Source organism: Vibrio sp. VB16 (genome assembly GCF_015594925.2).
GTDB lineage: Bacteria > Pseudomonadota > Gammaproteobacteria > Enterobacterales > Vibrionaceae > Vibrio.
In genome coordinates this window covers 3112212-3124910 of sequence record NZ_CP087590.1, presented here as the reverse complement: position 1 = coordinate 3124910, position 12699 = coordinate 3112212, and the positions used below count along the sequence as shown (strand labels likewise).

9 protein-coding genes are annotated in these 12699 nt (G+C 42.5%); 4 read left to right on the top strand and 5 right to left on the bottom strand.

Features of this window, described 5'->3' with window-relative positions:
- Position 1 precedes the first annotated feature (1 nt).
- Entirely contained in the window at positions 2-784 is a 783-nt protein-coding gene (locus IUZ65_RS14245; RefSeq protein WP_195704341.1) for a general secretion pathway protein GspB, read from the top strand.
- A 108-nt stretch (positions 785-892) separates the two neighbouring features.
- On the opposite strand, the gene IUZ65_RS14240 is transcribed toward IUZ65_RS14245, so the two are convergent.
- The 3 genes from IUZ65_RS14240 to IUZ65_RS14230 all read right to left on the bottom strand — a co-directional run bounded on the left by IUZ65_RS14240 (position 893) and on the right by IUZ65_RS14230 (position 3729).
- Positions 893-1504 (bottom strand): TIGR04211 family SH3 domain-containing protein, encoded by a 612-nt coding sequence (locus IUZ65_RS14240; protein WP_195704340.1) that lies wholly within the window; start codon positions 1502-1504, stop codon positions 893-895.
- Between the two features lie 178 nt (positions 1505-1682).
- Complete coding sequence (locus IUZ65_RS14235; protein ID WP_195704339.1) at positions 1683-2942, bottom strand: inorganic phosphate transporter; 1260 nt, start codon at positions 2940-2942, stop codon at positions 1683-1685.
- Positions 2943-3048: 106 nt separating this feature from the next.
- Positions 3049-3729: a TIGR00153 family protein gene (locus tag IUZ65_RS14230; RefSeq protein WP_195704338.1), complete on the bottom strand. Its 681-nt coding sequence runs from the start codon at positions 3727-3729 to the stop codon at positions 3049-3051.
- 210 nt (positions 3730-3939) lie between these two features.
- Between IUZ65_RS14230 and IUZ65_RS14225 the strand changes: the two genes are divergently transcribed.
- Complete coding sequence (locus IUZ65_RS14225; protein WP_195704337.1) at positions 3940-5463, top strand: CYTH and CHAD domain-containing protein; 1524 nt, start codon at positions 3940-3942, stop codon at positions 5461-5463.
- Between the two features lie 217 nt (positions 5464-5680).
- Here IUZ65_RS14225 and IUZ65_RS14220 read toward each other — a convergent pair whose 3' ends face one another.
- Positions 5681-6472, bottom strand: coding sequence for a potassium channel family protein (locus IUZ65_RS14220; protein ID WP_195704336.1), 792 nt, complete (start codon positions 6470-6472; stop codon positions 5681-5683).
- Positions 6473-6588: 116 nt separating this feature from the next.
- Between IUZ65_RS14220 and IUZ65_RS14215 the strand changes: the two genes are divergently transcribed.
- Entirely contained in the window at positions 6589-8187 is a 1599-nt protein-coding gene (locus tag IUZ65_RS14215) for a methyl-accepting chemotaxis protein (protein ID WP_195704335.1), read from the top strand.
- A gap of 138 nt (positions 8188-8325) precedes the next feature.
- Entirely contained in the window at positions 8326-11172 is a 2847-nt protein-coding gene (glnE, locus tag IUZ65_RS14210) for a bifunctional [glutamate--ammonia ligase]-adenylyl-L-tyrosine phosphorylase/[glutamate--ammonia-ligase] adenylyltransferase (protein WP_195704334.1), read from the top strand.
- Positions 11173-11243: 71 nt separating this feature from the next.
- Here the strand turns inward: glnE and tolC are convergent, their stop codons facing one another.
- Entirely contained in the window at positions 11244-12557 is a 1314-nt protein-coding gene (gene tolC, locus IUZ65_RS14205; RefSeq protein WP_195704333.1) for an outer membrane channel protein TolC, read from the bottom strand.
- Between the last annotated feature and the right edge of the window lie 142 nt (positions 12558-12699).

Below are 12699 nucleotides of genomic sequence, written 5' to 3'. Positions count from 1 at the left end.
TGTGTCTGAATTAATGAAATCTCTGGCACAGTCAGAGCAAGGCTATAAAGCGATTCATACACCGCCACCTGTCACAGCACATCAATTTAGCCAACCAAAAAGAAAAAATAACGTGTTGTTGATTATCACTTTAATACTGCTGCCGCCTATCGCCTCTATCGCCTATATTGGCTATGACGCCAAACAATCGTGGCAGCGACAAACGGATCAGGCGATGGTGGCGCTTGAAGAACAACAAGAGCGGAAAATCTTACCTAAAACACCACTAGTAACATTTCTTGCTTACCCAGAGTTTGCAGAGCTTAGGACTATCGAACCATCGCTAGAGCCCCAAGATAGTGAAACTAAGTTGGTGGGGTATACAAGCAATGAAGCGAAGCATTCAAACAATAATGCAAAGCCGGTAAGTGATGACTTTCAATTAGAGTCTCTTGACCTTAGTGGGCTCTCCTCGGAACTTGCAGAGCGAGTACAAGACGCGTTAAATGGCGATGTATCTTCTCTGTCACCATCGTCCAACTACTCGTCTAACGATGTCGAGAAAATTGAATTGGTTGATTATGAGTATGTGTTTGAGGGGAAACTCCCCGCCATGAACTTACAGACGCATATGTATGCCGGCAATGTTCAACATCGCTGGGTGAAGATTAACGGTGTAGAGCTATATGAAGGGGACTGGATAAGTGCTGCAGTGCAATTGCTGACGATTACCCCAAGATATATCACCGTTGGTTTTGATGGCGATGTTATTGAGATTCCAGCGCTCTATGAATGGCAGGGTTGATCGACAGAGACATCAATACTACTCTGGAGAAATAGAAAAAGGTCGCGATTATTGCGACCTTTTTAGGTTCTTTAATAGTGATAAGCTAATCGCGAAACAGAGTAGGAATTAAGCCCAACCGTTTGGTGCTTTTTTACGTCTAGGAACGATATGCGGAAGAACAAGTCCGAACAATAAGCCAATACCCGCTACGCCACCGCCATACATGAAGTATTTAAGCAGTAGGTCTTCTTTTTGCGTATCTAGTTTAGCGCGAAGTTCTCGGATTTCTGTTTGAGAGCTCGTCAATTGCTGGCTAATGTCACTGTGATTCTGCTCTAGTTCCGCGATCTGTTTGTTACGTAAATCAAGAGATTGAACTAAGCCTGATTTTGCTTCATCTGAGTTTTTGCGAGCATTAGAAAGCTGTTCTTTAACCGAGGATAATTCTGCTTCGAGCTTAGGTAAACGTTCTGCCATACTTGCTTGACGGGTTACAAACCGGCTTTCTACCCAACCTTTTCGACCCTTAGAGTCAACAACCTGACTGTATTTAGCCTTGGTATTCACGTCGACAAGGTTCACTTTGTCACCTGCATCGACACTGCCGATGATGCGAAATTCATTACCAGGACCAGCGTGCATATAAGTGAATAGACTATCTGCGATGTACCTCGGTGCTGCAAATGCACTTGGTATTGAGAAGCAAACAAATAAAACAACATAAACCAATTTTTTCACAGTGTGTTCCTTACGAATTTATGGCGATAAAATCGTTACCATATTTCGTTCTAATCATTATTCGAATTTTCCAGTGGGAGAATAGTAAGAATTTTATGCTGTTCATGCAACTAAGAAGGCACGTATAAACGTGCCTTTTTTCACTTTTGAATCAAATATGACATTGCTCTAACATTGATTAGATAAATATCACTTCCAAAATATAGAAAAATATCACTGCTAAAATAGCGCCAGCAGGTAGGGTAATGACCCAAGATATAACGATATTCCTAACAACCCCAAGGTTTAGTGCCGCAATCCCACGGGCAAAACCAACGCCTAACACGGCACCAACCAATGTTTGCGTGGTTGAGATAGGTAAACCGGTACCTGATGCTAAAACCACCGTACAAGCGGTTGCAAGCTGAGCTGCAAATCCGCGACTCGGTGTTAATTCTGTTATGCCGGTTCCAACTGTCGCCATTACTTTATGACCCATGGTGGCTAGGCCGACCACAATACCAATACCACCAAGCGGTAATATCCACCATGCGATGGCACTTTTAGATGAGATTTCACCCATATTTTCAATCGTTGCCGCGATAGCAGAAAGAGGCCCAATGGCGTTCGCAACATCGTTTGAACCATGAGCAAATGCCATAGCACATGCAGTGATAACCATTAAGGTGCTAAAGATTTTTTCGACACCAGCAAAGCTGTGGTCATCTTTACTTGCTTCGAATTTCTTGCCAATGTAGATGTAACCACCGATCATTACACAAGCCGAAACGGCAATTGCCCAACCCCAAGCTTCAAAACCAGTTAGGTGTAAGCCTATATGTTTTAGCCCTTTCTTGATCGTAACCAAGGCGATGACTAGAGTGGTTATGAACATATAAACAGGAACGAAACGTTTGGCATTGATGAGCGGCGTGGCGGTATCAAAGATGAGTCGCTGTGCAGTGACAAAGATATAGTAAGCAATAATACCTGAAATTAGAGGGGTGACTATCCAGCTACCCACAATGCCTTGAACTGATTTCCAATCTACAGCTTCTGAACCTACAGAAACAAGAGCAAAACCGATAATGGCACCTATAATGGAGTGCGTCGTGGATACTGGCCATCCTCGAAAAGAGGCCAATAAAAGCCAAGTACCAGCCGCTAATAGCGCTGACATCATACCGAAGACAAGAATCTCCGGTTGGCTTTCAAACAAAGAGGTATCGATAACCCCTTTACGAATGGTGTCTGTAACTTCACCACCCGCTAGGTAAGCACCGGCAAATTCGAAAATCATTGCGATAAGAATCGCTTGTTTTACCGTTAGGGCTTTAGAACCAACAGACGTTCCCATAGCATTGGCGACATCATTTGCCCCAATACCAATAGCCATTAAAAAACCAAATAGTGCAGCGATAATAAGAAGGATAGTGCCATAATTAGCGAGGGTATCCATTGTCATACCTTAATTTAAGAAACCCAGGTTATGCGCAGCGCACATTACTTTGATGCCGATTAATCGGCACAATGATTGAACCTGAATTTACAAAGTGATTGAAAAATTATGAACGAGAGAGCATCAGTTCTAAACGAGTACCTACTCGTTCAGCCTGATCGGCGATTTCGCCAACCCATTCAAGAATTTTGTACAAAAACATAACGTCAATCGGGTTATAGTCATTTTCAATGGCCATTAATTGCTGACGTAATTTAATTTGCAATATATCGGTGTCGTCTTCTATCAAATCCAATTGATGAATCATCTCAGCCACTAAACTTACTTCACGGCCTTTAAATCCAGTTTCTATTAATTCATCAAATTCTTGTACGACCCTATACGCAAGATGTGCTGAATCAATACAGCGCTTAACGTAGGCAATAAAGTTATCGTTGATAGCGTCAGGTATGTTCAGTCTGCGTCCTATAACACGGCCTGAAATATCTTTGGCGAGGTTAGCGAGTTTGTCTTGCTGGGTTATGAGATCCAACATGTCTGTACGGTCGACAGGCATAAACAATCCGCTTGGTAGTTTTAAGCGAATTTCACGCTTTAAAACATCGGCTTCTTTCTCTAGTTCAGAAATGCGTGCTCGAATTTCTTCCGCTTTTTCCCAATCACCTTGATGGCAAGTTTCAAAAAACGGTATGAGCTGAGAACAGCATTCATCTACAACCGCTACGTGTTTTTGTAGAGGTTTTATTGGGGATTTGGCGAACAGCCCCATGATTGTATTTACTGGCATAGTGATCAAACCTAAAAAAATAGAACCTACATAAACCATATACCAAAAAAAAGTAATTGGTTGCCTAGGGCTATAAAGTCGCGCATGGTAACCTAATAAATTGACCAATTAAACTGATTTAGATCATCTATTCAGCTAAATTTCGATCTTGCGGTAGGCAAAAATAGGCAATATCCTGTGTAGGACTACTTTTAAAGGTATATATAGCAAATGGAAACCGAGATAGAACTGAAGTTTTTTGTACGACCGGATTTTTCAGAAAAATTACGAAGAAAAATTGCGGAGGTTAAAACGCTTCAGAACAGTTGTAGAGAACTAGGTAATATCTATTTTGATACTCAAGACAACTGGCTGCGTGAGCATGATATAGGCTTACGTATTCGACGGTTTGATGAGGTTTATGTTCAGACTGTAAAAACATCTGGACGAGTGGTAGCTGGATTGCATCAACGACCGGAATATAACGCTGAACATAGTAGTAACTCTCCTGACCTAACACTCCACCCGAAAGATATATGGCCGCCAGGTAAAGACTTTTCCGAATTACAACACGATATCCTTCCTATATTTTCAACCAATTTCACCCGAGAACAATGGCTGGTAAGCATGGCTGACGGCAGTCAAATTGAAGTGGCATTCGACCAAGGTGTTGTGGTTGCTGGGGACAAAGAATCACCGATTTGTGAGGTGGAACTCGAACTTAAGTCAGGACAAGCGGACTCACTTTTCACTTTGGCAAGAAGTTTAAGTGAAGAGGGGGGGATGCGCTTAGGCAATCTAAGCAAAGCGGCACGGGGTTATCGACTCGCTCAAGGTTATGAGGGGGACGAAGTAAAACCACTCGCTTTGGTGGAGACTAAATCCGAGGACAGCGTTGAAGTGTGTTTTGTGAACTCACTTGAACATGCTTTATCTCATTGGCATTTTCACGAACAGATATATTTTGAACACCCTTCGAATCAAGTGCTTGCACAAATCAGTAATTCGATCTCGTTTATCAGACAAATCTTAACGGTGTATGGTGGCATTGTTCCTCGAAGAGCAAGCGCATTATTGCGTCAAGAGTTGAAGTGGTTAGATGAAGAGCTTAGCTGGTTAAAAACGGCCGATTATATTGATGACCTTTGTGAAGATAAAGGCCATGCTCTTCGTAAACTTGATGCAAGAAAGGTACTGGTGAATAAGCTTATCAAGAGTAAAGAAGAGCTACCAACACAAGAAGACATGATTACCTTATTTACATCCGCTCGATATACAGGGCTGCTTCTTGACTTAAGTCGCTGGTTAATGGGAAGAGGTTGGCACCCATTCTTAGATGAAAAAGCAAAAGAGAAAATGGCAAATCCAATTAAGCGCTTTTCTCAATATCAACTTGATCGAACATGGGCTGAGTTGATCGAAGCCTTCCCTCCTCATACCGCGCTCACACGTGAAGAATACATAGAACAACGCTATGGGTTAATGAGAAACCTTTATACTGGTATCTGTTTTGCGTCGGTGTACGATATTGACCAACGCAATAATTTCCGTATGCCTTGGGACGATCTTCTTCACGGGATTGACGATCTTCTTACGTTAAGACCACTCGAAGAGCTCATTAACGACAAAGAGCTTGATGAAGAGGACAGAGGCCAACTAGAAAGATGGCTTGCGAGACAGGAGGCTTCCATTTTACATGCAATGGAACAGACCCGAGCAATGAGTATAGAGGTTCAACCTTATTGGAGTAGCTAAAAGATCATAAGATAATATTCCTCTATTAACGAAAAGGTGACCGACGAATGTTGTTCACCTTCTTAGTTATATCAGACTCAGATTACGATCAACATGAATGTCATTCTACCAACCGCTCAAGATAGCCTTGTAGGCTTAATAATGGGCCTCGCTATCCATTGATGTCGGTTTCATGACAATCACATTACTGATCAGCTAATTTTTCGAATTGATATTACTATTTCTCTGAATGTAACTTGTTGTCAATCGACTGCTCTAATCGATCAATTCTTTCCACTAAGATTTGTTGGTTGGAGATGAGCTTTTCTAATAATTGATTGTTTTCCGCTAATTGATGATTTTTAAGTGATTGGTCATTCTGGTTATTAAATTTAGGTGTGGCGAGTAGCGATGTGATTAAACCTGAAATCATACCAAATATACCTACACCACAAATTAAGATTACTGACGCAACAATTTTACCTATGTCTGTTGTCGGATAGTGATCGCCATAACCCACCGTCGAGACGGTCACTATAGCCCACCATAACGCATCCCCAGCATTATTTATGTTTGCATCTGGCTGTCCCCCTTCGGCTGCGAGAATCGCGGTTGACCCAATCGTAAGTAGAAAAACCAGCAGTAATAAGATAGAGGCAAGTGTCGCTTCTTTTCTATTTTTATTTATTTGCTGAAAGATGTGCTTTCCCGATTGAATAACCCTAATTACCCTTAATATCTGGAATATTCGGCCGTAGCGAAGGGGCTCTATCAACGGTATGCTTGCGAGATAATCTATCCAGTGTTCTTTCAAATAAATGAGTCGATTTTTAGAACGAAAGAGATCGATTGTGAGCTGTAACAAAAAGAGACTACAGATTACGCTGTCGATGCCGATAAGTAAGGAATAGGTATCTGGCGAAGGTTTAAAGAATATCAGTCCAGAGATCACAAATAAGGATAAAAAGGATAGTACCAGTGACATTAAGCTCATTGGTTTGATGTCATTTTTGATATGATGTTTTTTCATTCGAGGCTCAAATTAATTATAAAGATGCTCAGTGTCGCCATAATAAATGCAAGAGAAACGGCATTTATTATTTAACTAACGAGTTAAGTAGTACCAGAATACGTGGAGAATTAGGAATGGCAAGTATCACAATTAAACCATGGGAAAGAGTGATAACCGATATACGGTTAGTTCCCAAACTGTGCATGCTGATGGTTTTTAGCACAGTTTTAATTATTTCTAAGCAATTATGGGATGCCCGGACATTCTATGACTCCTCTACTTCTATTCAAGTAGAACAGATTGCAATTGAAGCGAATTCTGAAGCAAGTCTCATTGATATTATTTTATCCAATAATTCGGATACGCAAGCGGCTGAATCGGCGATTAAAGCGATGTCAAATCGTGGCAGTAAAAAACATTTTACCTATGTTTTAGATAGGGATAGCGGCAAGGTTATTGGTCATCCTGATTTCTCTTCTCTAAATTCGATGACGTCTACTACGAATGATGGCAATGCGGTAAAGCAACTGCTCTCTCAATTATCTAACAGCCAAGATATCGAGTTGGCTGGTGGAGAAAGGTTTGAACATGCCATTAAACTATCCAATGCCAATTGGGTCGTTGTGGTATCACAAAGTTCGGATGTGTCACAGAAGCATTATGATGCCTATATAAAACAGGTTATCTGGCAAACATTGATCATGATTATTGTTTTTGTCGGCATATTACTTGGCGCGGCGAATGTCATGTTGCGTCAAACGACTTATATTGCAGAAGCAATTAAAGGCATGGCAGGTAAAGATCTTTTAACGCCAATTGAATTAGATTGTAAAGATGAATATGGTGATTTAGCGAGAGAGCTTGAAAGAACCAGAGTGCAGCTTCAAGATGTCATAAAAGCTCAGGTTGAAACGTCTCAAGAGCTGTCTAGCATGACCGAAGTGATGACCATCAGTATGTCAGAAACAAAAGAGTCGTCACAAGAGGAATTTGGTGAGATAGATCAACTCGCGACGGCAATGAATGAGATGAGTGCAACGGTTCAAACGGTTGCAGAACATGCGCAGAGTGCCTCTTCAGTAACGGAAAAAGCGCTGGTTCAAGCTCAAACTGGTCAGCAATTTGTCCTCGATAGCGTCAGTAAAATGAGAGAGTTATCAAAGGATATAAGCCAGTCAGCAGAAGCGGTGAATCAAGTTGAAGTTAGAGTTGATTCAATAAGCAGTGTGGTAGGTACGATTCAAAATATCTCAGAACAGACCAATTTGTTGGCGCTAAATGCAGCGATAGAAGCGGCTAGAGCGGGTGACGCAGGTCGTGGTTTTGCGGTGGTAGCTGATGAGGTACGAAACCTTGCCCAAAGCACGCAAAAGGCGACAGTTGAAATACAAGAGATGATCACTCAGCTACAAAATAGTGCAAGTTCCGCCGTTAATATGATGGAAAAGAGTGTTGTTGAAGCGGCAGATGGCGCTGAATTAGTAAGAAGTGCCGGAGATGAGCTCAGTGGTATCGTTGATCAAGTCACCAGCATTAATGATATGAACGTACATATTGCGACAGCAGCAGGTCAACAGAGCAGTGTTGCAGACGAAATGAACCAGAACCTAACAAATGTTAGAGGATTGGTTGAAGCCTCGGTCGTGGTGGTTTCTGAACTATTGGAAATGTCGGAAGAGATGCAAGGTAATGCAGAAGAATTGGACGGAAAAATCAAATCCTTCCAAATATAGTTACCTCAGAGATCACGTAACTTACGTATATAAGGCCTGCTCAGTTTTAGCAGGTCTTTTTTATTGCTAGAGTATAGTGAATCTGAACCGTTCAGGTTAGGGTCTCAATAAAAACACGTAAATGAACAAGGATGTCAGATGCAACTGCCCGATAGCTTTCTTTTGGATTATCAATCCGCTTATTCTCAACTTAATGACGACGCTCAAAGACGTATTGAGGCATGGTCAAAGCCTCTTAAGGTAGAACTAAAGCGTGTATTATCGCTCAGTAAGTTTGTTTCTGAATCTCTTTCTCAAGACGATGGATTGGTGCGGACGTTACCTGAAATGTTGTCTGGAAATGAACGGTGTCATACCTATCGGGAACGGTTGGCTGCGCTGCTAGATAGCTGCAACGATGAAAATGGTGGGCTTAAGGTATTGCGCCAATTTAGACGAAGGGAGATGGTCTACATTGCGTGGCGAGATTTTGCCAATAGCTGGAGCCTTGACCAAAGCCTCGGTCATCTATCTATGTTGGCTGAAGCGATGATTTTTGAGACCTATCGCTGGCAATATCAGCTCTGTAGCGCGGAATGGGGAACGCCCTGCAACGCGGATGGCGAACCTCAACCTATGCTGATAATCGGTATGGGCAAGCTCGGTGGTGGTGAACTGAATTTCTCATCGGATATCGATCTTATTTTCACTTATCCTGAAAACGGAGAGACACAGGGCGTACGCAGAAGTATCGCCAACGCCCAGTTTTTTACTCGGCTCGGCCAGCGGATCATTAAAGCACTAGATCAACAAACCTTTGACGGCTTCTGTTATCGAGTCGATATGCGGTTACGACCATTTGGCGAAAGTGGTCCATTAGTGATGAGCTATGCCGCCATCGAAGATTATTACCAAGAGCAGGGGCGAGATTGGGAACGTTATGCCATGATAAAAGCCCGCGTCATGGGAAGTGAAATGTACCCGGAATATCAAGAGTTAAGACAGATGCTAAGGCCTTTTGTATTCAGACGCTATATCGATTTTAGTGCCATACAATCGCTTCGACGGATGAAGTCAATGATATCCAGCGAAGTCAGGCGCAGAGGTTTAGCGAATAATATTAAATTGGGCGCCGGTGGTATACGTGAAATTGAATTTATCGCACAAGTATTTCAATTGGTTCGTGGTGGGAGAGAGCCGAGTTTAAGAGGACGTGGGTTATTAGAGACCTTAGCGGCAATTAAGACACTTAATCTGCTAGACGTGGCGGAAGTTGATCAACTAGAAGCCTCATATCGTTTTCTACGAAAGCAAGAGAACCTGCTGCAAGCGATGGCAGACAAGCAAACTCAAACCCTACCTGAAAATGAATCTGATCAATTGAAATTAGCATGGGCCATGGGCAAAGAAACCTGGCAAGAGCTATTGCAAGAGACGCAGACTCATATGCAATCCGTTCATCGTATATTTGAGCTATTAATTGGTGATGAGGAAGAAGAAAGTACCGCGGTGAAGAAGCACTTCTCTGAGCTTTGGGATATGGCACATAACGAAGAAGTGATCGAGCACGTTCTAGCACAAGATCTTTCAAGAGAGAACCCACTGAAAGAAGCTCAAGTGATCATTCAATTTAAGAATGATTTAGCTAAAAAAACACTTGGACCAAGAGGTCGAGAAGTCCTAAATAAGTTGATGCCTAAGGTCTTTCAATCCATATTTGCGCATAAAGATGTCGAATTTGGCCTGTCTAGGGTTCTTCATATTTTGCATAAGATAGTAACTCGAACAACCTATCTAGAGCTTCTTGATGAGCACCCTGCCGCTCTTACCCAACTCGTACGCCTCTGTACGGCAAGCCCTATGATCTCGGAGCAACTCAGTCGATACCCTATATTGCTCGATGAACTATTAGACCCAAACCAACTGTATAATCCAGTACCGTTAGAATCTTATCGAACGGAGTTGCGAGATTACTTAGCTCGTATTCCAGAAGACGACATGGAGCAGCAGATGGAAGCGCTGCGACAGTTTAAGCAGATTTGCAGCCTAAGAATTGCCGCTGCCGACATTGCCGATGTACTGCCGGTGATGGAGGTAAGTGATCATTTGACCTCCCTTGCGGAAGCCATCGTAGAAGCCGTTATAAACCAAGCATGGTTACAACTGTCTGAAAAATATGGAGAGCCTACCCATCTAAAAGAGAGAGAGGGCAAAGGCTTTGCTGTTGTCGGTTATGGGAAAGTGGGTGGCTGGGAGCTAGGATATAACTCTGATCTCGATATCGTTTTTATGCATGATTGCCCTGTAAATGTGTACACAGACGGAAAAAAAGAGATTGACGGAAGGCAGTTTTACTTACGACTGGCTCAGAGAATCGTCCATATTTTTTCAACTCGAACGGCTTCCGGTATTTTGTATGAAGTGGATACTCGTTTGAGACCTTCTGGCGCATCTGGGCTTTTGGCCAGCCCCACTGAAGCATTCGAAGAGTATCAACAAACAGAGGCATGGACTTGGGAACACCAGGCGCTTGTTCGCACGAGGCTTATCTATGGAGATAAACCATTGGCACTGGCCTTCAATGAGATACGACATAACGTGCTCTCTAATGAAAGAAATAAGGCAAAACTGAAGCAAGATGTTGCAGAGATGCGAGTGAAGATGCGAGGGCACTTAGGTGGAAAGAAAGCGGGACGATTTATGCTTAAACAAGATAAAGGGGGTATCACGGATATCGAATTTCTCGCACAGTATTTGGTTCTCTCTTACAGCAGCGAACACCCTACATTAACTCGTTGGTCTGATAATGTGAGAATTTTCGAGTCGTTAGCAAGCCAAGGTATTATTGAAGAACAAGAAGCATTGGTCTTAAACAGAGCCTATACAACCCTAAGAGATGAAATTCACCACAGAAATTTACTTAACCAAGATGCGGATGTGGATGAGAGCCGCTTCATTGAAGAGCGTGATTGCGTAAGGCAACAATGGAACAAATGGTTTGTTTAGAATTTAGGAACTGATTAAAAAAGAGGTTGGCATGGCCAACCTCTTTTATGTTATCTAACCACCAGATAAGCTTACTTTTTAGCGACTTCTGATGCTTTAAGACCGGTATTAATGTCTAGGATCTCTTGCTCACTCAGTGTGCCTGTCGCATCACGTAAATTTAGAACGCTGATGATGTAGTTATACCGAGCATCAGAAAGATTACGGTTTGCATCATAAAGACGGCGAGTGGAATCTAATACATCAACAATGGTACGTGTACCTACATCGAATCCAGCCTCTGTCGCTTCTAGGGCGGATTTAGCCGACACTACCGATTGCTCATAAGCTCGGATAGTCCCAATTGTTGCATTTATATTGTTATTTGAACTGCGAACGGTCGTCACGATGCTGCGATACGTCGCTTCCAAATCTTCACTCGCGGCTACATAGTTAAACTCGGCCTGTTTAACCTGAGATGTAATGTCGCCACCGGTGTATAGAGGCACAGAAAGGTTCAGACCAACATTGAAAGTATTGGCATCATAATCAAAAGTGCTTTCGCTTTTGTCTGTATATCCGTAGCCACCATCTAATGTTAATGATGGGAGGTGACCAGAGCTTGCCAAAGAGATGGAATCACGAGCGATATCTTGCGATATTCTTGCCGTTAATAGCGTCAAGTTTTTAGTCTGTGCTAGTTCCATTAGTTGCTGAGCGGACTCTTGGGTTTCACTAGCCGAGAACGTTTTGGTGTCGAGAACCTTAAGATCGGTATGCTCGCGACCTGTTATTTCACGAAGTGCTTCATAGCTGTTCACAAGGTCATTTTCGCTGACGACTTCGTTTGCTAGCACTGTATCATATTCTGCTTGTGCGTCATGGACGTCAGTGATAGCGGATAGGCCAACTTCAAAACGCTGTTTTGTTTGTTCTAATTGTCTTGCGACCGCTGCTTTTTCGGCGCGAACAAACTCTAGGCTATCTTGAGCTCGAAGTACTTCAAAGTACGCTGTAGAGACACGTAGAATTAAGTTTTGTTGTTGAGCTGCATAGGCTGCATCCGCTTGTCTGGCTGATTTTTCTGCCGTATCAAGAGTGATCCAGCTTGAGCGTTGATAAAGCTCTTGCGAAAAATTAATACCCGCAGCCAATGTGTTATTTTCAGCACCGTCGTAGTCACTGCGTGCGATATCGTAGCTAGCGGTTAAATTGATTTGAGGCAAAAGAGTAGCACGACTAGAAGTGATGGCTTCAAACGCGGCATCACGTTGGGCCGCTGAGCGTCGCAGTGTCGGGTCGTTATCTTTTGCCAAATTATAGATTTCAGCAAGATCATCAGCAAGAGCGATGGTAGAAGTAGTACCTAGCGCAGCACTGATAAATAAAGGAAGCAGCTTTTTCATTTTGTTTGTTCCTGCCTTAATTAAGGATCGATTCTTCAAGAGTTTAACCTATGTTGAAGGTATTTTGTTCTAATCTTTATGCTTTTTTACAACTTATTACACGCTCGTGCAATAAAATTCTGACAAATTCAAAAACTATTTA